The 20438-nt window shown below is 40.5% G+C and carries 18 protein-coding genes and 3 pseudogenes; 8 read left to right on the top strand and 13 right to left on the bottom strand.

The window, feature by feature from the left end; translation table 11 throughout:
• Positions 1-33 precede the first annotated feature (33 nt).
• Genes FB6_RS06575 through FB6_RS06585 form a run of 3 tightly spaced genes read right to left on the bottom strand, consistent with a single transcriptional unit; the run spans position 34 to position 2643 of the window.
• A complete protein-coding gene (locus tag FB6_RS06575; protein WP_174559261.1) occupies positions 34-552 on the bottom strand; it encodes a hypothetical protein in 519 nt (172 codons plus the stop codon).
• Positions 553-604: 52 nt separating this feature from the next.
• Positions 605-1384, bottom strand: a complete 780-nt coding sequence (locus FB6_RS06580; protein ID WP_174559239.1) for a TIGR03915 family putative DNA repair protein — start codon at positions 1382-1384, stop codon at positions 605-607.
• Entirely contained in the window at positions 1384-2643 is a 1260-nt protein-coding gene (locus FB6_RS06585) for a putative DNA modification/repair radical SAM protein (protein ID WP_174559240.1), read from the bottom strand. The genes FB6_RS06580 and FB6_RS06585 overlap by 1 nt, the downstream gene beginning before the upstream one ends.
• A 216-nt stretch (positions 2644-2859) precedes the next feature.
• Between FB6_RS06585 and FB6_RS06590 the strand changes: the two genes are divergently transcribed.
• The 5 genes and pseudogenes from FB6_RS06590 (at position 2860) to FB6_RS06610 (ending at position 6897) form a co-directional block, all read left to right on the top strand.
• A complete protein-coding gene (locus FB6_RS06590) occupies positions 2860-3906 on the top strand; it encodes an NAD(P)H-dependent flavin oxidoreductase (RefSeq protein ID WP_174559241.1) in 1047 nt (348 codons plus the stop codon).
• Positions 3907-4208: 302 nt separating this feature from the next.
• Positions 4209-5093: pseudogene (locus FB6_RS06595) on the top strand (DUF6662 family protein).
• 21 nt (positions 5094-5114) lie between these two features.
• Positions 5115-5639, top strand: a complete 525-nt coding sequence (locus FB6_RS06600) for an FMN-binding protein (protein WP_174559242.1) — start codon at positions 5115-5117, stop codon at positions 5637-5639.
• Entirely contained in the window at positions 5636-6466 is an 831-nt protein-coding gene (locus tag FB6_RS06605) for an FAD:protein FMN transferase (protein ID WP_174559243.1), read from the top strand. Before FB6_RS06600 ends, FB6_RS06605 begins: the two co-directional genes overlap by 4 nt.
• Positions 6467-6474: 8 nt before the next feature.
• Positions 6475-6897, top strand: a complete 423-nt coding sequence (locus tag FB6_RS06610) for a hypothetical protein (RefSeq protein WP_174559244.1) — start codon at positions 6475-6477, stop codon at positions 6895-6897.
• A 105-nt stretch (positions 6898-7002) separates the two neighbouring features.
• Here the strand turns inward: FB6_RS06610 and dusB are convergent, their stop codons facing one another.
• Positions 7003-8025, bottom strand: coding sequence for a tRNA dihydrouridine synthase DusB (gene dusB / locus FB6_RS06615; RefSeq protein ID WP_174559245.1), 1023 nt, complete (start codon positions 8023-8025; stop codon positions 7003-7005).
• An 82-nt stretch (positions 8026-8107) separates the two neighbouring features.
• On the opposite strand from dusB, the gene FB6_RS06620 reads away from it, so the two are divergent.
• Positions 8108-9316, top strand: a complete 1209-nt coding sequence (locus FB6_RS06620; RefSeq protein WP_174559246.1) for a DUF1615 family protein — start codon at positions 8108-8110, stop codon at positions 9314-9316.
• Positions 9283-9939 carry an HAD family hydrolase gene (locus tag FB6_RS06625; RefSeq protein ID WP_174559247.1) on the top strand — a complete coding sequence of 219 codons (657 nt, stop codon included), beginning with the start codon at positions 9283-9285 and terminating at the stop codon, positions 9937-9939. Before FB6_RS06620 ends, FB6_RS06625 begins: the two co-directional genes overlap by 34 nt.
• 152 nt (positions 9940-10091) lie before the next feature.
• On the opposite strand, the gene FB6_RS06630 is transcribed toward FB6_RS06625, so the two are convergent.
• Both FB6_RS06630 and FB6_RS06635 read right to left on the bottom strand, forming a co-directional pair.
• Positions 10092-11186, bottom strand: coding sequence for a fatty acid desaturase family protein (locus FB6_RS06630; RefSeq protein ID WP_174559248.1), 1095 nt, complete (start codon positions 11184-11186; stop codon positions 10092-10094).
• A gap of 14 nt (positions 11187-11200) precedes the next feature.
• Positions 11201-12268, bottom strand: a complete 1068-nt coding sequence (locus FB6_RS06635) for a ferredoxin reductase (RefSeq protein WP_174559249.1) — start codon at positions 12266-12268, stop codon at positions 11201-11203.
• 178 nt (positions 12269-12446) lie between these two features.
• On the opposite strand from FB6_RS06635, the gene fabR reads away from it, so the two are divergent.
• On the top strand, positions 12447-13103 hold the full coding sequence (gene fabR / locus FB6_RS06640; RefSeq protein ID WP_254592201.1) for an HTH-type transcriptional repressor FabR: 657 nt from the start codon (positions 12447-12449) through the stop codon (positions 13101-13103).
• A gap of 69 nt (positions 13104-13172) precedes the next feature.
• Here fabR and FB6_RS06645 read toward each other — a convergent pair whose 3' ends face one another.
• The 7 genes and pseudogenes from FB6_RS06645 to FB6_RS06675 form a co-directional block, all read right to left on the bottom strand.
• Complete coding sequence (locus FB6_RS06645; RefSeq protein ID WP_174559251.1) at positions 13173-13859, bottom strand: response regulator transcription factor; 687 nt, start codon at positions 13857-13859, stop codon at positions 13173-13175.
• 146 nt (positions 13860-14005) lie between these two features.
• Positions 14006-14809, bottom strand: a pseudogene (locus FB6_RS06650) (alpha/beta fold hydrolase).
• A gap of 174 nt (positions 14810-14983) precedes the next feature.
• Positions 14984-15250: a PAAR domain-containing protein gene (locus FB6_RS06655; RefSeq protein WP_174559252.1), complete on the bottom strand. Its 267-nt coding sequence runs from the start codon at positions 15248-15250 to the stop codon at positions 14984-14986.
• A gap of 152 nt (positions 15251-15402) precedes the next feature.
• Positions 15403-18240 carry an RNA polymerase-associated protein RapA gene (gene rapA, locus FB6_RS06660; protein WP_174559253.1) on the bottom strand — a complete coding sequence of 946 codons (2838 nt, stop codon included), beginning with the start codon at positions 18238-18240 and terminating at the stop codon, positions 15403-15405.
• 143 nt (positions 18241-18383) lie between these two features.
• A complete protein-coding gene (locus FB6_RS06665; RefSeq protein WP_174559254.1) occupies positions 18384-19028 on the bottom strand; it encodes an RluA family pseudouridine synthase in 645 nt (214 codons plus the stop codon).
• A 148-nt stretch (positions 19029-19176) separates the two neighbouring features.
• Entirely contained in the window at positions 19177-19878 is a 702-nt protein-coding gene (locus tag FB6_RS06670; protein ID WP_174559255.1) for a phosphopantetheine-binding protein, read from the bottom strand.
• A 447-nt stretch (positions 19879-20325) separates the two neighbouring features.
• Positions 20326-20438, bottom strand: a pseudogene (locus tag FB6_RS06675) (IS982 family transposase); the annotation flags it as partial.

Consider the following 20438-nt stretch of genomic DNA (forward strand, 5'->3'; position numbering starts at 1 on the left):
ATGGGCTTTTTTTATTTATGCAATTATTGAAAACTAGTTTAGAGCAGCTTTTAGATTACAGCCCAAGCCCATAATTTCTTGTGCCTGACGGTATGAGGTATAGCGGTTTAGAATAAAGTCATAAAACTGAGCTGAATCTGCAAAGTTTTTGCTCAAGTCTTCACCCTGCGCGTCTGGTAATTTGACCTGCCCGATGAACTTCGGATTTTGATGGCCCAACTGGTACATCTCGACAAAATAACGGTTCATCATTTCACAATACGCCAGCTTGACCGGTTTTAATGAGGTTCTACTCACAGCATGCAGATTTAAAGTATCCAGCTGATTGACATCAAGCACCGACTGATCTGAAAAGGCAATATTGTTGTTCTGCTTAAAAGCCTGATAATCTTTTGCTAACTGTTGATTCAATAACTCAAAACGTTGTTGCAATGTAACCAGATCCTGAACTTGGTATTTTTTCGGATCAATCTGCGGCTGATGTTGCTCTGAAGATGAACATGCTGAAACTAATACACTCGAAATTAAAGTCGCTAAAATTAACGGCTTCATCATAAATCATCCTCAATACCCAATAGCGTTCTATTATGCCCGAAATATTCAATTAAATTGATTTTTCATTCATATAACGCCAGTAGCGTTTCGGTACATATTGAATATGCAGCTTTAAATTCTGCCGTGCCTGAATATTAACGCTATGAAAATAGTCTTTCCAGAGCTGATCATAGAGCACTTCCTGTTCATCTAATTCCACACTAAAAGCCTGGCTGAATCCACTGGCCAATGTGCTATCGACTGCAACGGCATTCATTTCAACTGAGTGTACATCTTGCAAATCATAGTAAATGCCATATTTTCGCTTTTCATCATAAATAAGCCAGCTCTGATCTTGATAACGTGCTTTAAAATGTCGCTCGATTAAAGGTAAAACATTAAAATCTGGCCGAATCAAACTTAAAAACAAACCGCTTTTACATTTTTTAAAGCGTACAAAGGCTTCCATACGATGCTTCTCACGCCCCACCTGTTTAGCCCATTGTGAGAGTGCCAATACATCAGGATGTCCATAATTTTGATCGACCTTGTAGGTATGCTGAAAAATATAGAGACAATAATTAAAGAGATGCTGAAAAGCCGTTTCATTTTCCGACAGAAAACTATAGTAAAAATGCCGCTGGCTATCGCTTGACGTTCGTTGTTTTAAACCCCTCCATACTCGCTGCGCCTGCTGTTCATTTGAAGCCACCTGAATCAAATCATCAAATAGACCATGCTGTGCATTTAGCTCACTGGTCACTTGCACATGCCAGTCTTGAAACTGAAATGCACGGAATACACAGCTGAGTAAACCTGTCATCGTGCCATCAAAACAATAAGTGGCCATCAGAACCCAAAACCCAGTTGTGAGGATTGTTGTCGGCTATATTTCGATTGCCCGGATTGCAAAATTTGACTGCGAATCTGACTCGGTAACTGTTCCTTGATAAATTTAGGCGTATCTGCACAGCGGATAAAATGTTGCGCACGATTATAAGCAACGCCCATTCGCTTGAGCTGATCGATATGAATCTGGCCAAAACGGCGCGCTTGAACAATTTTTTTGGCAGAGCGCACGCCTATGCCAGGAACACGTAAAATCATCCGGTAATCTGCATGGTTCACGTCCACGGGAAACTGTTCCGGATGACGCAGTGCCCAGCCAAGTTTTGGATCGACCTCCAGATCCAGATTCGGATGCTGTTCATCGACCAGTTCTGTAGCTGCGAAACCATAAAAACGCATGAGCCAATCACTTTGATATAAACGGTTTTCTCGAATTAAAGGAGGTGCTGTCCCCATTGCAGGTAATGCCTTTTCTGCTTCATTGATCGGGATATAGCCTGAGTAATAGACCCGTTTAAGTTTAAATTCCCTGTAATGCCGGTCGGCCATCAAAATAATGTCTTGATCGGTTTCACTATGTGCACCCACCACCATTTGTGTGGTTTGCCCTGCCGGTACAAATTGCGGTACGGAACGAATCAGCTTGCGTTCATCATGCAGCTGAATCAGGCGATCACGCACAATGCCTAAATCTTTCTGTACCTCTGCATGGTTTTTTTCAGGGGCAAATTTTTGTAATCCTGCTTCAGTCGGCATTTCCAGATTAATGCTCATCCGGTCCACATATAAACCTGCTTCGGTGATGATTTCCTCTGAGGCCCCGGGAATAGTTTTTAGATGGATATAACCATTAAAATTTTCTTCCAAACGTAATTTTTTCACCACTTGCAGCATACGCTCCATAGTGTAATCCGCAGATTTGAATATTCCCGAGCTTAAAAACAAGCCTTCAATATAGTTACGCCGATAAAAATTCATGGTCAGATCAACCACTTCCTGCACTGTAAAGGCCGCCCGTTTCACATCATTAGAACGGCGTGATACACAGTAAGCACAGTCATAAATACAGACATTGGAAAACAGAATTTTTAATAAAGATACACAGCGCCCATCTTCAGTATAGCTATGACAAATTCCGGAACCGGTATTTCCTAGCCCTTTATCTTTATTTTTTCGATTGCTACCACTTGAGGAACAGGACACATCATATTTGGCGGCATCGGCTAAAATTTGCAGTTTTTCACGGATACGATCAGACATGGTTATGCGGGAGTAAAATAAAAAATAAATTATAAAATCTATAATTTTTTATACATGTTTATTCATCTATTGTGCGACACAGTCTGACGTTTCATTTATCCTGTTCAATTAGCCAATCTAAAAATATACAGCTTTTATTTCATAAAAAAATAACGAATATTATTTGCTTAATTTTAGGGGCTTAGGCAAAGTGAGAAATATGAGTAGGAGCCAAATATGACTTTATTAGAACAACTTGAGATTAAACATCCTATTTTCCTCGCACCGATGGCTGGGGTGTCTACCCCACAACTGGCAGCTGAGGTCTCTAATCAAGGCGGTTTGGGTTCATTGGGTTTAGGCGCAAGTACCGTTGCAGCAGCCCGTCAGCAGATTCTAGAAACTCAGGCACTCACCGAAAAACCTTTTCAGGTCAATTTCTTTTGTCATAAAAGTTCCGCGCTTGACCCACATATTTCAAAACAATGGATTGAATATTTAAGGCCTCAATTTGAGAAGTATCATGCGACACCGCCGAGTGAATTAAAGTGCATTTATCCCAGCTTTTTAGATAGCGATGACTACTTAAATCTGCTCTTGGAAACCCGACCTAAAGCTGTGAGTTTTCACTTCGGCATTCCTCATCCTCACCAGATCCAAGCGCTTAAACAGGCTGGTATTATCACCATGGTTTCAGCAACCAATCTGGCCGAGGCACTGGAGATTGAAGCTGCCGGCATTGATATTATTATCGCTCAGGGCATTGAGGCTGGTGGACATCGCGGTATTTTCAATCAAAGCTTCGATAGCGCAGTTAAAACTTCAGATTTGGTGCAATTATTAAAACAGTATTGCAGTTTGCCTGTTGTTGCAGCCGGTGGTGTTATGAACGGACAACAAGCTCAGCTATTAATCAAGTTAGGTGCTGAAGCGGTTCAACTCGGTACAGCATTCGTGCAATGTAAAAGCTCCAATGCAAATGCAGCCTACAGAAAAGCCCTGTTTAGCAATCCCATCACACAAATTACGGTCAGTATTTCAGGTCGCCCTGCCCGTGGGCTAATTAATCACTGGCATACCCAGATTGACCGTCCAGAACGTCCTGATGTTGCCGCCTACCCGTATTGTTATGATTTAGGAAAACAGCTAAATGCAGTTGCTGTGGCACAAGGCGATGAGGGTTTTGGAGCATTTTGGGCAGGTACCAATGTCGCTCAGATTCGTGAAATGGCCGCTGCAGATTTAATTAATCAGCTGGTACTGGAAATGAACATTCATCTATAAGGTTATTGGAAAAGGTTCAAACCTTTTCCATTCATTTCTTAAAATTAACTTAAATTTAACTATAATTTTTTATTATTAAACTCAGCTTCGCAATTTTTATTTCCAATACACAAATATAATATTATTTATCAATAATTTAATATAAATATCTCATTTTCAACATTTCATTCATCGTAATTATGATGCTACCCCATTGACCCAATTCAAGTGCAAAAATACACTGCAAACGCTTCACTTAATAATAATGATTATCAACATTTTTACGCCTATCAATAATAACAGCCGTAAAATAGGACTAAATTATGAATCGAATTGGCTTTGGAATCACCATTTTAGTCCTGGCACAAAGTGTTTGGGCAGATGAAAATCTTTTCGGATATGTGAAAGGTGCCGAAACCCTGCCCAAAGGTGGTCAGGAACTGTATCAATGGATTACCAACCGTCGTGATAAAGGTGCTGGACACTATTCTGCCTTTGATTACAAAACAGAATATGAGCGTGGAATCACGGACAAATTTAATGCATCTGTCGCTTTAAAAGCCATGTCATTAGATACGTCAGGAATTGTGATTAATGGCTATATGCCCAAAGACCGTGAATTTGATTTTAAGATTTCCGGCTTTGAGGTGGGTGGAAAATACAACTTTTTAAGCCCTGCTAGCGAAGTGATTGGTCTGTCCAATCAGTTTGAGCTGAGTTATTCCATGATTGACCCACATTCAGGCCAAGATAAAGATACGCTCAGCTTTGAAAATATGCTGATTGCACAAAAATACTTTATGGATGCCAGTTTAGTCTGGGTGGGTAATTTAATGTTTGAAGGTACCTATGCCAAGCGCAGTGCGATTCAAGATTTACCTGCAAATTTCGAATGGCCAACCGATCCTGAAATGGAACTCGAAATACAACTAGGTACAGGCTTAAGCTATCGTTTTGCGCCCAACTGGTACACAAGCCTAGAAACACAATATGAAACCGAATTTGAAACCGAAGTTGGACAAGAACGCTGGTCCTGGTTCTTAGGCCCTTCTTTGCATTATGGTTCTAAAGACTATTGGCTAACGGCAACCTAGTTTCCTCAAATACGTGGTGGACGTGAAAAATTCGATGAGCAAGATGACCGTCATTTACACCTGATTGAAAAAACCAAAAATGAATTCCGTTTGAAATTTGGTTATAACTTTTAACATGCTGATGAGGTCTTAAAGATGAAATGGATGCCCTACGCAGCAGCTTTACTGAGTGTTAGCCCTATCGTTGGGCATTCAGCAGTTTATCTGACCACAGAACAAGCGCAGCAATTGATGTTTCCGAACAGCAGCATGAAAAAAGTAACGGTGCATTTAACTGCAGATCAGATTAAAAGTTTAAAAAAATCCTCAGGCATTTATTATGCATTTAAGGCAGATCAAGTCTATAAAAGCAGTGATGGTGGCTGGATGGTCATCGATCAAGTTCTGGGTAAACATGAAATGATTACCTATGCCGTAGCATTAACTGCAAAAGGTGTAGTCAAACAGGTTGAGATTTTGCAATACAATGAATCTTATGGTGGACAAGTCCGTGATGCCTCATGGCGACAGCAATTCATTGGAAAGACATCTGCTTCAAAACTTGTACTCAATCAAGATATTAAAAATATCAGCGGTGCAACACTATCGTCCAAACACATTACCGATGGCGTAAAGCGTATTTTGCAATTTTATCAATTAGTGTTGCAATCACTGGGATGATCCGAGCACAACCACTATTGGGCACGCTGGTCGAAATTAAAATCCATGATTCGATCAGCTCGAATGATGCCCATAATGCAATCAATGCAGCCTTTTCCTGCATTGAAAAAGTACAACAGTTAATGAGTTTTCATGATCCTGACAGTGAATTATCTCAGTTAAATCGCAATGCCTTTTTTCAGCCTATTACCGTACATCCTTTCACCTATGCCGTGCTTAAGCGTGCCAAACATCTACATGAAGTTTCACTAGGGCTGTTTGATTGCAGTATTGCCAATTCCTTAGTGAATTGGCAAATCTTACCTAACCCCCTGTCAGATAAGCTTCAGCATCAGCCACATTCTTCTCAGACAGATGTCAAACTGCTTGATCAATACTCAGTCCAGTTTGCCGCCCCTATTCTGATAGATCTAGGTGGAATCGCCAAAGGTTTTGCTGTGGATTTGGCGATTCATATTTTAAAAAAAAAGGGGATAAAAAATGCTGTAGTCAATGCAGGTGGTGATTTAAGAGTTCTGGGTCATATGATCGAAAATATCATGATCCGCGATCCACAGCAGCCACAACAATTTCATGCAGTGGGTGGCTTAAGTAATGGTGCAATTGCCACTTCCGCCTGTTACTTCTCCAAAACAAAATTCAATCATCAATGGGTCAATGCCCTAGTCCATCCACAAACCAGACAAGCTTTAGATTCAGCACAGAGTTTTAGTGTAATTGCGCCCAATGCCTGCATCGCAGATGCACTCACTAAAGTTGTTGCAGTCAGTCAAGACCCTCAGCCCCCCTGTCTGAGTTTATTTGCAGCCCAAGCCTTTATTCTTTAGGTGTACCTATGACATTTTCGGTAAAAATCCCACATACACAACGTTACTTCTTATATCTGATCTGGCTGATTCTGTCACTAACGGGTCTGTATTTTGCTTATTCACAAGATTGGCAAATGCAAGAACCTAGTGATCTGACAGTGAATATTTTAAAAACTCATGGTATAGCTGCAGCAATCTTTCTGATTCTGCTTGGTGCATTGCTGGCTGTACATATTCAAATCGCATTAAAGCTAAAGCGTAATTTAGTCACAGGGCTGAGTATGCTCAGCCTCATGGTTTTACTGGCCATAAGCGGATTAGGTCTATATTACAGCCCCGAAGAATGGCATGAAAATGTGAAATGGCTACATATTTGGGTTGGGCTGTTCAGTATTTTATGGCTGCCTATTCATATCTGGACAGGTATTTATCTCAGAAAATCCAAATGAGAAAAATAGCCATATTGGTTAGCCATACTTAGTCACCCTCACTAGCCCATATTCAAGTGCAAATTGATCAGTACGATAAGCATTTAATTTTTTGAAAAAAGAGATTTAAACTTCAAGTAAATTAACCTGTTCAGTTTGAACATCACTCATAATCTCACCTTGATCAAGCAAATGATTGAAATAATCTTCAACGACTTTTGCCTGCTCAATCGTACTTTCCACCTTATACATATTTTGGCGGAATTCGTTACTTGAACGTAAACCCTTGGTATACCACGCAATATGTTTACGCGAAATACGACAACCCGAATATTCCCCATAAAAATCATACAGTTCAGATAAATGCCCCAATAACACCTCTTTCACTTCTGCAATACTCGGTGCAGCCAGATGTTCACCGGTGTTTAAGTAATGTGCTATTTCACGGAAAATCCATGGGCGTCCTTGTGCTGCACGTCCAATCATGACCGCATCTGCACTAGTGTAGTCCAGGACATATTTGGCCTTTTCAGGGCTATCGATATCACCATTGGCAATCACGGGAATATTCAACATTTGTTTGACTTCTTTAATCAAACTATAGCGTGCCGTATTCAAGTACATGTCTTCACGGGTACGCCCATGTAACGCTAATGCTGCAATTCCTGCCTCTTCAGCACGTTTTGCAACACGCAGGATATTTTCATGACCATTTAAATATCCTAGTCGGGTTTTCAATGTTACAGGGACATCAACCGCAGCCACCACTGCATCTAAAATACGCGCGACTAGATCTTCATCTTTTAATAATGCTGAACCAGCTAATTTGTTACAGACTTTTTTTGCCGGACAGCCCATATTGATATCTACAATCTGCGCGCCATTGGCCACCTGATAACGTGCAGCTTCAGCCAGCTCGCTTGGTTCGGAACCTGCAATCTGTGCAGAAATAGGCGCCAATTCGCCATCAAAATTGGCACGGTATAGGCTTTTCTTGCTCATGCGCAAAGTCTGATCTGAGGTCATCATTTCACTAACCGCATGCCCGGCACCAAAATATTTACACAACGTCCTGAATGGACGATCCGTAACACCTGCCATGGGAGCAACAATTAAATTATTTGACAGTTGATATGGACCAATATACATATAAATTCATCACTTTTTCGACCGGCATAGTATACTGCATCTGCTGTATTGGCTCATCCTTTTGGAATATGTTTTCAACATTATGAAAAAAACGCATTTTAATTCATCTTATATTAAATCTTTGAGTGTTTTGGCTTTATCTCTCAGCTTGATCGCTTGTGGCGACAATTCATGGTGGTCAAAAAATAATGAACCTACTCTAGAAGAAGATCAAATCAAACGCTTGATTCCACCACGTGTGAATGAACGTAGCTCATGGGCCAAAGATATTTACAGTATTACCGATCAACTGGGCATTCCCCAAACCAAAGAAAATATTTGTAGTATCGTGGCTGTAGTAGATCAAGAGTCTAACTTTGTTGCAGACCCTCAGGTTCCAGGTTTAGGTGATAAAGCGGTGAAGGAAGTACAAGACCGCTTAGATGAGAAATTTAAAGATAAATTAGGAGATTCCATTGGCGGAACAGTTGCAGGCTATTTCGAAGAAGTTTTAAAAAATCAGCCTAGTCCAGAGGATAACTATTTAAGCCAAATGCGTCGCGTGAAAACAGAACGCGAACTGGATGAATTATACCGTGAAATATTTGATTATATGTCTAAACATTACCATGTGAGCGCACTTACCGGTGCGGCAAAACTGGTTGGACAGGACATTGCTGAAAAAATGAATCCTGTGACCACTCTGGGTTCCATGCAAGTGCATATTGGTTATGCCAAAGAACATAAGCGTCAAGGCGGCAATATTGCCGAATTACGTACCGACCTATATAGCCAGTATGGTGGCTTATATTACGGTATTCACCGTTTAATGATGTACCCTGCCGATTATGATAAGGCCATTTATCGTTTTGCAGACTATAATTCGGGTATGTATTCAAGCCGTAATGCCGCTTTTCAAAGTATGCTGAATGACTTGACGACAGCGGAGCTTGATCTGGACGGTGATTTGTTGCTTTACACGAAAGATGGTTCAGTCCGTTCTGTAGCCAGCCAGTCTGAACGCGAGCTGATTAGTGTTTTTGCTGCTAATAATATTTTAGTGACGCCACGCCAAATTCGCGCAGACTTAAAGAAAGAGAAAGAAAAAGATTTCGAAGATACTGCGACTTATCGTGCTGTAGCGAAGCTTTACCAAGAGAAAACAGGTAAAGAACCTATTTATGCTATCATGCCTGAAGTGGTTATTTCTGGTCCTAAATTAAGCCGCGAATATAATACCAACTGGTTCGCTACTCGCGTCAATGGAAGATACCAATCATGTATGCAACGAGCAAAAAGAATAAAAATTTAGCGCTCTTCGATTTTGATGGAACCCTGTGTACAAAAGATAGTTTCACAGGGTTTATCTTCTATGCTCTATCTAAACGGCATATTGTTAAACAAGGCATTAAAATTTTACCATGGATTCAAGCCTATTATTTAAATGCCTATCCAGCACATGCCATGCGCTTAAAACTATTTCGAGCTATGTTTACTAATGCTGATGTTATAGATTTACAACACATTGCCGAAGAATATGCAGCAAGCTTAATTTCCCAGTTAAATCCTAGTTTGCTGAAACAGCTGAAACAGCATCAGGCTTTAGGTGATGATGTCGTACTGGTATCTGCCTCAATTGACATTTATCTTAAGCCTGTATGTGATTTATTGGATATAGATTTAATTTGTACGCAAACTGAAACAGTTAATCAAATATATACTGGACAATATATTACTCCTGACTGCAGTTCAGAACAAAAAAGACAACGGATTTTAGAAAAATATGCTTTGGATGATTATGCCCTGATTTATGCCTATGGCAATAGTCATGAAGATGATGAGATGCTGGCATTAGCCGATCATGCCTATATGGTGGGTAATAACCAAGTTATGCCCCTATTATCCAGAGCCGGTGATATTCAAATTGCTATTTAATCCAGAAAGCTTATCTCATTTTATTTTCATGTATCCAGATAAAATTGGCGGAAGCAAAAAAGTAATAACCTGGATTTGATCAAAACACTTAGAGATCCTTTTTTCTATCTAAAAAGCCACTTCATTGGAAGTGGCTTTTTAAGCGAAGAATTTTATTTCTTGAATGGAAATGCATATTTTGCAATGCGTTTGATCACACTTCCATATTGCTTAAATAAGTTGGCATTATTGTAATTTAAACCATATTTTTCACAGACTGCCTGTACTTTCGGTGCCATTTTACGGTAACGACGTGCCGGAATATCCGGATACAAATGGTGCTCAATCTGATGACTTAAATGCCCGGTCAAAATATGAAATGCTTCCGAACCGGTTAGGTTGGATGAACCACGAATCTGACGCATATACCAGTGCCCGCGACTTTCATTTTGCAGTACCGATTTTGGGAACACTTCTACATCTTTGGTAAAGTGACCACAAAAAATAATGCTGAAAGTCCATATATTACGGATACCGTTTGCCACCAGATTGCCAGTCAATACCGGTAAAGCTGCAGGACCAGCAATCAATGGGAAAAACACATAATCTTTAAACAGCTGTTTGCCAATTTTCTTCTGCATCGGTTGCCATTCTTTTTTGGCTTGTGCTTTGCTCTTACGACCAAACCATACTTTACCAATTTCCAGATTTTGAATGGCTACGCCCCACTGGAACAACAGGCAGAATGGAATGGCATAAATCGGTTGTAACAGATAGCCTGGTTTCCAGCGTTGTTCCGGAAACAGGCGAAGCAAACCATAACCAATGTCGTCATCCATACCTTTAATATTTGTATAAGTATGATGTTTATAGTTATGCGTTTGACGCCAGTTATCTGAAGTACCGACAATATCCCACTCATAACTTGGGCCATGAAATTTAGGATCATTCATCCAGTCATATTGACCATGCATGACATTATGACCCAATTCCATATTTTCCATGATTTTGGCAAAGCCTAGTAAACCTGTACCTAGAAGCCATGCTGGCGGGAACCAACCAGCAAACAGACAGGCACGTCCGGCAATCGAAGCATAACGAATGGTTGAATACACTCGACGGATATATTTCGCGTCTTTTTCACCAATATCATCAAGTACTTCTTGTTTAATCGCATCCAACTCACGTGCTAATTCATCCAATTGAGATTGTGTGAGCTCACCATTTTTTGGATTTTTAAAATATTCTACTTTAACGGGCATATTCATGATATTTGACTCACTTATAAATCAATAACAAGATCGGACTGTGCTGAATTGACACAAATTTTTAAGACATTTCCAGGCTCTGAATTTTGACTGCCATTGACTAGATTCTTGGTAGAACCTTCAACTTTATTGCAGACACATTTATTACAGATACCCATACGGCAACCATAAGTCGGTTTGACATTTTGCTGCTCCAGACTGCTCAGAATGGACTGGCCTTTAGGAATTGCCACCACTTTATTAGACTTCAGCAAAGTGATATTCACAAAGCCGACATCAGAACTTTCTACTGGAGACATGCTAAAAGCTTCACTTTTAAAACTTTGTGCATCGGCAAATAGTTGTTCAGCCTGCGCAACAAATCCAGAGGGACCGCAGGCATAGACCGTACTATTTTCAACATCTGAAAGTAATGCCAGATGCTCTTGGTTTAAGCGCTCTCCGGCATCTTGTTCCTGGGTATAAAAAACCTGGAATGAAAAGTTTGGATATTGTTCCGCCAATTGTTCAAAACGTGTTTTAAAAGCAACGTCTGCATATTCTTTAACCCAGTACAATAACTGGATAGGTGCTTGGCGCATTTGCTCTGTTTTAGCCAGTGCTTTCAACAAACTGAGCATTGGAGTAATCCCACTCCCTGCTGCCAGTAAAACCATTGGTTGCGCTTGTGGAGTTAACAACATATCCCCATAAGGCTGACCAAATTCAAGTACATCGCCTATTTGTGCATGTTCATGCAACCATGAGCTGACTTTACCCTGATCGACTTTTTTAACCGTAAGAAGTACATGTTGGCTATCCAGCTGAGTCAAACTATAGCTACGTTCATAACGTATACCATTAACACTCACAAAAACTGGATGATGCTGTCCGGCTTGCCCCATTTTAAAATGACGGTTCACTTGAATAGTTAAACTCACCATATTTTGTGCAGCATTTTCTTTTTGTACAATTTTGCCTAAAGGCTGATTGAGAGACCAAAGTGAGTTGAATTTTTGCAACCAGAAATTAGCTGCATGCTGATCAATTACAGTTTCAGCAAGGGAACTTAAGGGAGATTTAGTTTTTTCTAAAACATGCATAGTCAGTACCACGCGATTGAATTTTAATTATTATACACATGTATATATATTTGTATATATATTTGTATTGTTTCTATTCATTTCCAAAGTTGCATAGCTGCCGTTATAATACGTTAGTGTCTCTAATCCATTGAAAAATATGAACCAGTCTTCAGTCAAAAATAAAGTTGATGCTCCAATGAATAAGCAGAGTCTTATACATGAGCCTGTGGTCGTCCGTACTGTGGGTCGTAAAGCAACGATAACCAAAGAAGAACTGTTTCAAGCTGCTCTAAATTTAATTGGCCCACAAAAAAGCATTGCCTCTTTGAGCTTGAGGGAAGTTGCACGTGAAGCTAGAATTGCTCCGAACAGTTTTTATCGACATTTTAGAGACATCGACGAACTTGCCATTGAACTGATTGATCGAGCGGGTAATGTATTACGTCAAATTTTGCATCAGGCACGCTTAAAAGCATCCAAGCAAAGCAGCATTATTCGCAGTTCTGTGGAAGTTTTTATTGAGCAATTAGATGCAGATGAAGGCAATTTAAGCTTATTACTGCGTGAAGCTTATACGGGTTCCACTTCCTATAAGCTGGCTGTCGAACGCCAATTAAATTATTTCCAACAAGAATTACAGGAAGATCTGATTCGTTTGGAACGCTTAAATAATAATAAACTTTCACATCCTGATTTGGTTGCTAAAGCGATTACCCAGTTGGTCTTCAACATGGGAGCTACTGTCATTAATATTCCTGTAGCAGAACGCAAGGAAATTGCTGAACAAACCATGATTATGATTCGAATGATATTAGAAGGTGCACGTCATTTAGATGAAGCAAAAATTCGGTAAATTTTGCATCTTTGATCTTGGCTCTGTGATGCATTTGTCTATTTTCATCGACACGAAATATAGTGATTGTTAACTTAACAAACCTATTTGTTTGGCCGTATAAATGGCTTTAGTTCTAGAATTGACTTCTAATTTTTGATAAATCTTTTTTATATGCACATCAACAGTGTATCTGGAAATATTCATTTCAGCACCAGTTTCACGGCTGCTAAAACCATTTGCAATATAGGTCAGAACTTCTAATTCACGTTGTGATAACTTGACATGAATATGGTTATCGCAATGATCCACAGAAGGAATGATCCCTTTATTTCGCATTTTTTTGAGTATTTCCTTGGCTACAGTCGGATCAATAATCGCTTCACCTTTTAGCATACTACGTATTGCAAACATCAGTTCTATATCATCTTTTTCCTTTAATACATAGCCATTTGCGCCAACACTTAGTGCATTATAAATCGTCTCTAAAGCATTCCAGGAAGATAAAACCATAATAGGAGCTTCTGTTTCTCCCATTTGACGAACTGAATCGATAAACTCAATTCCATTGCCATCAGGCAAATTCAAATCTACCAATAAAAATTTGATTACATTCTCTTGATAAATCTCTTTGGCAGAACTAATCGTTTGGGCAAAATATATATCGTTTTCTTGATAGCCAAAGGTTTTTAGAATTTTATGAATACGCTTCTGTTCATTTGGATCATCTTCAATAACAAGCATGGGTTTTAACAAAGGACAATTTAAATTCAACATTTTTTACTATCCGATATATTTGTAGATAGTGTTGTGCATACCTACTGACTTTTCTATCCCTATAAATAGGTATATTTGACGTTTTTTTCAACATTATCAAAACATAAATGCACACTACATCACACTAAAAAGATTTCCATGACCCTTTATTTCTGTAAATTAATAATTTTCTGTACAAACCGCGCTGTGGCTTCCGGCTGCTCTAAAGGAAACATGTGTCCACCTTCTACAACACTGTAGTTTATGCCATAGGTTTTATTCATGCCTTGCGGTAAGCCCTGCTTGTAAAAATGGCTTTGCTTCGCGGTAATTAAATGCGCAGGCACATTGGGCGCTTTGCGCGGTGTACGCCACCACCACCCTGGTACCGTCCGGAAAATATGTGCTTCAACTTCTTTAGGAATACTCAGCGTCACGCCACCACGTTTTTCATCTTCTTGCACACCATATGCAAAGTAGTCATCAAAACATTGCTGATCAAAACTTTTAAACAAACGGTTATTTCGCAAAGCTGTATATGCCGTTGCACGGTCAGGCCAGTGGTCATTGCGTTTCAAAGTTAGCCCTGCTGGAGTAACTTTATCAACTACTTTTAATTTCAGCTTTTGCATAGCTTAAAAAATAGCTGACTTAGGCCCTATCACAAAAGGTGGATCCATAATGACCAACTGTGAAAATAAATCTGGTCGTTTATAAGCAGCCATTAAAGTCACCAGGGATCCAAAAGAATGCCCGAGCCCAATAACCTGCTGATTTGGAAATTGCTGTTCAATGTCTGCAATTACCTGATTAACTAGGTGTGTCCATGTATAAGTGACTGGATGCTCAGGACTCATCCCGATGACTGGAATGGCTTTAATATCGTACTCTACACCCAAAGCGCTAAAAAACTTTTGATAACTGGCAGATGGAATGCCATTGGCATGAGTGAAATGAATTGGCTGTGGCATAAACTTAAAATAACTAGAGTGTTTTTTCCATCCTAGTCTGTATTCATCATTTAAGTAATTGCATTTCTGCCTCATTCACTGAATCGCCAGTCAAGCAGACTCAAATGAAGCATCTGGCAAACCAGAATATATTCAAAAGAAATAAGTGCTTTACAATAATTAGACTCAAAATGGTTATTTCGCAGATACTACTAAATTTTGATTAGGCATAAATGTCGCCCCGCATGTAGTTTTGTCCCCCACAAGCACCACTGCCCGACCCTTTACGGATGTCGACTGGTCTGAAGCGATTGCGGATACAATTGTTTTACATTGAGGACAAAAATGCTTCATACCGTTTAAATGCACCGCAATGCCATTAATGGTAAATGTATTGTCACATTTAGAAACCATACCGCCATGTGAAGTGGTTGAACCCATTGTGATTAAAGACTTCGCCATTGTTATTCTTCTTGTACGTTATAAAAATTATTTTTTGATTTTAACATGAGCCTGATTCCACATTCTAGATTAACAATTCAAAAGCCTATCAGGATCAATCCATAAAAAAAGCACCCGGAGGTGCTTTTTCATTTAAGTAAGATAACTCGAAATTATGGTTTAACCACAACCATGACCTGAATGGCTTCCGGTGTGACAGATAAGCCGTCCAGTAATGTTAAGCCTTCTTTCTGGAATTTCTGTAAACGTGAAATTTCGTCTTCACGGATGCTTGGATTGAATTGCTTCAAGTAAGTTAAACGGTCAATTTCATATTGCCATTTGTTGCCATAGACTTCTTTCGCTTGCTGCTTAAAGTTTGGCAATGCTGTTTTGGCAATATCCAAGGCTTGCGCATAGCGCTGTTCAATCACTTCACGACGCGCTTTCACCACTTGACGGCAGCTATTACCATCCAGATGATGCAGATAAGGTTTCAGAATTTCAGGTGCAATCTTTTCCGATAGATCCTGACCTTTTTCACTCAGCAATACACGGATTAACTGTTGTGGCAAGCTTGACGGCAAGTTCAGGGCTTTCGGCGCAATAACATCTACTTTGAACCATACTTCTAGCAATACCGAACCTTGTGGCAAGGCTGCAGATTTTAATACCGCAACATTGGTACTACCAAAAGACTGGGTATTGATCATTTCCATCACGCTTTCAGTGAATGGATGTTCAAGCGTCAAATACTGGGCATCTTCACGAACTTGGGCCTGATCACGATAGAAAGTTGCGGTCATGCCTTCTTCATCCAAAGACAAACCTTGAACTTGCATTTGATCGGTAGGCTTAATAATAACCGTACCGTTACTTTGTTCATCAAAATCAATATTGGTCGATGCCATGAAACGTTTCATGAACATTGGCAAAGTGGTGTTATCGTCATAATTTTCAAGTGCCTGAACAATTTCCTGTGCCACAATTGGACGGCAAGAGTTATATTCAAGCAAACGGTCACGACCTTCCTGCAATTCAGCTTCCAGCGCTTCGCGCTGAACACTGACTTCTTCAAGTAAATCTTCAAACTGCTGGCCTAAATCTGCCAATAAACAGTCTTTTAATTTCACAATAAAGTTTTCTTGCAGCGTTTGTGCAGTCGGTGAAATATTGCTAAAAATATTTAGACCTTCGTTGTACCAACGGAACATACGTTCTTGTGCAGTACCGGTCAAATAAGGCACATGAATCTGAATCCGGTTTTCCTGACCAATACGGTCCAGGCGACCAATACGCTGTTCAAGTACATCCGGATTGGCTGGCAAATCAAACAGAATCAGGTCAGAGGCAAACTGGAAGTTACGCCCTTCCGAACCAATTTCAGAACACAGTAAAATTTGTGCGCCATAAGAGTCTTCTGCAAAATAAGCTGCCGCTTGGTCACGTTCAAGCAGGCTCATGCCCTCATGGAACATGGCGGTACGAATACCAGCATGCAAACGCAGCACATTTTCCAAGGCTTCAACCACTGGACCACTACGTGCAATCAGCAACACTTTTTTGTGTTTCAATTCGGTGCGTAGCATTTCCATCAGCCACATCACACGTGGATCATGTTCCATCCATGCGCCATCCAGCTGGGCTTCTTCAGGCCACATCTGTTCACGTAACTTGCCATCTTTCGACCAATTTGCTGGTGCAGCTAAAGCAGCAGGTTGACAGTCACGGCCCGGGAAGCCTTGAATCGCTTCACGGGTATTACGGAATAAAATACGACCTGTGCCATGACGGTCTAACAATTCGTGAATGGCACGGAAACGTTGCTCAGGCTCATCTTGAATGCTATGACCCAACAAGCCTTCAATCGCTGTTAAATGTCCTGCTTCCAAAGGCAAGTCTGACATCAGCACTTCAGCAATTTTTGCGGTTTGATGATATTGCTCTTCTTCATCCAGGAAGCGATCCAGTGAGCTAAAACGTTGCGGATCGAGCAGACGTAAACGGGCAAAATGGCTTTCTACACCCAGCTGCTCAGGTGTTGCTGTAAGCAGTAACACACCCGGCGTTTTTTCTGCAAGTTCTTCAACCAGGTCATAGCGGTCATTACCGCCTTCTTCCTCAGACCACATCAAGTGATGTGCTTCATCGACTACCAGAAGATCGAAACCGGCTTCTAAAGCCTGTTCACGTAAATCGTCATGATCGACCATCAAGTCAACGCTGGCAATAATGCATTGCTCGGTCAGGAATGGGTTTAAATCTGGATCATGTTCTTTGATTGAAGCAGTACGGGTCAAATCAAATAACGAGAACTGTAAATTGAAACGGCGACGCATTTCAATCATCCACTGATATTGCAGTGAATCGGGAACCAGAATCAGGATACGTTCAGAACGTGCTGTTTTGAGTTGCTGGTGAATGATCAGGCCTGCTTCAATGGTTTTACCCAAGCCCACTTCATCGGCCAGTAAAACACGCGGCGCAAAACGCTGACCGACTTCATGCGCGATATATAGCTGATGCGGAATCAGGCCTACACGTGCACCGACCATGCCGCGTAGAGGACTGGCTTTCATATTGGCTTGCATCAGCAAGGCTTCAATACGCAGGTCATACCATTCTTTATAGTCGACCTGACTGGCCAGCAAACGGTCAAGCGGTTTAGACAGCTGGATGGTCGCACCAATACGGGTTTCGTTTAAGGATTTACGTTCTTCTGAGCCATCTTCCAGCTTGCGCACTACATTGTAGCGCACCACGCCATGACGGTCTTCCAAAGACTCCACCGTCCATTTGGTGCCTTCCTGATCCTGCAGTTCATCATTCACATTGAATACAATACGTGATAAAGGGGCATTGTTACGTGCATAGACACGTGTTTCATCACTTTTCGGGAATAAGATGCTAACCGATCGTTCATCTACGTCAATAAGAACGCCTAAACCGAGTTCTGTTTCCGTGTCTGATAACCAACGTTGACCAATAGCAAACTGATGCAATTTTTCCACCTTTATCTAAAAATGAGGACACTAATTTTAAGCCCAAAATCTGGTTGCTATTTGAGCAAAAAATCAGGTCTTTAAGCAATATATTTTGACATAAAGCCCACTAAAAAGTGCGCAAAATCGATGAGGATTAATAAGTTTTTACTTTAAAAAGGAACGGGAGCATAAAACTCCAACAGCTTCTGTGTTTGTGGATGATAAAAACTTAAATTTTCAGCATGTAAACACAGCCGCGGCATTAGCTGTTGCTGCTCTGCTGTAGCATATAAAGTGTCGCCAATAATGGGATGACCCAGATATTGCATATGCACACGAAGCTGATGTGAACGGCCGGTAACCGGGCTCAGTTTGACACGCGTCACCGCCTGTCCCTGAATTTCAAAATGTTCGATGGCCTGCCAATGTGTCAGTGCAGGCTTGTTGTGATTCGGATCGGCAATATGTAAGGGTGGATGTTCAGGGTCATAGACAACCGGTACATCTACCGTACCTTCGCCTTCAAGATGCCCTGCCACTACGGCTTGATAAGTTTTGTCTGTTTGGCGTTCCTGAAACTGGCGGGAAATGTTTTTTTGTCCCCATCGGGTCAGCCCAAATACCAAGATGCCGGAGGTATCGCGATCTAAACGATGGATCAGTAAGGTTTTGGGTTCTATTTTTAATAAGCGGTTGATGACGCAATCTTGCAAATCTTCAGTTTTGCCGGGAACAGTGAGTACACCTGCAGGTTTATGGATCACCATAAAATCTTCATCACGATGTATCAGATGTTCGGTTAGAAAATTACTCAATGTTCAATCCCAGGCTGATCGCGAAAACAAGCCGGCAATAATAGAAAGCTTGGCACAGAATTACAATGCACAATGCCGGAATTGGCGACGGATTTTCCGATTTTAAGCAAAAAAAATTTCAATTGGATGAAAAATAAAATCTATGGACTTAGTTCAGCTGTAAAAAATGCAATAACTTTGCCAATGAAGCATGCTGCAGAAAATCTTCATAGGTGATATTGGCGCCATTGGCCCGCCATAGACCAATCAAACTGACAATTGCTACCGAGTCCAGTCCATAACTGCGTAGATCTTGCAACGGGTCTATCTCCAAAGGCTCTATATCTAGTTGCTCCGCAACCGCAAGTAAAATACCTTTGGCCGATAAAATCAGTTCTTTCGGTGCACTTAAGCTCCATAAGCGCATCACACTATAACTGTTCATGTGATGCAGACCTTGCGCTGAAATACTGTCTATCCACTGTATATGTTGTTCTTGATTATGCATGTGTATTGCATCATCCACCACGCAGATCTGCTCGGTCACGCTTTGTAGATGTGGCAGTATCTGTTTCAGCATTGGCGTGATTTGTCCGGCAAAAATCAGTTGTGGATGTGTGCTTGCATATTCACCGAGTTGTTGCATCCCTTGCATCAGATCATCACCATATAAATCGACAATTGGAATATCCAGTGCTTTGGCTTTATTGCTGATCTGGATCAGATTAGTCATCAAATCTGTGTCTTGTATGCCCGCTTGCATGCGTAAGTTTTGTAATCCAACAAGCACCAGCACAGATTGTGTAGATGAAAGCTGCCATTTGGCTTGAGATGGAGCAAGTTGGATTTTTTTGGGCATGGGGTAAAGCATAAGAATTCTCTTTGACTTAATACAGTCACTTTTTACGGTGACTGTATATGCTAACCGAGATTGAAGATTACTGATAAGATTTAATATTCATTGGCTGATATTGGAGTCGATTTTGTATAATCGAAATTGTATTAAATACAGTAGTTAGTAACCTCTAAATTGATGCAACTTTGAAGACAGTTTTTCATTCTTTTTTATGAAATCCATTAAATATTCTTTAGTTATTAGTTCTTGTCTTCCATCCCTATGTTTAGTTCCTAACATCTGATTATCCGGATCATCAGTAATATCAGCAGGTGCAGTAATCTGAAAGCTATGTACTATTCTATTTCTTATTTCAACAATTTCATTGAAAAGGTTCGCAATAACAACATCTGAGTTTAATGTAATTGTATTTTCAATATCCGTGCTAAGTCGACCTGATACCTTATCTAACCCGAATCCTGCTTAAGCTAATGATTTCATAATTTGAATTGTTGGCTTATTTCGATGGGTTAATTGGTATGCACATAAAGAAGCATAAATTCCACTTAGAAATCCATGAATACTACGAGCTTTAC

Source organism: Acinetobacter bouvetii (genome assembly GCF_902753875.1).
Lineage (GTDB): Bacteria > Pseudomonadota > Gammaproteobacteria > Pseudomonadales > Moraxellaceae > Acinetobacter > Acinetobacter bouvetii_A.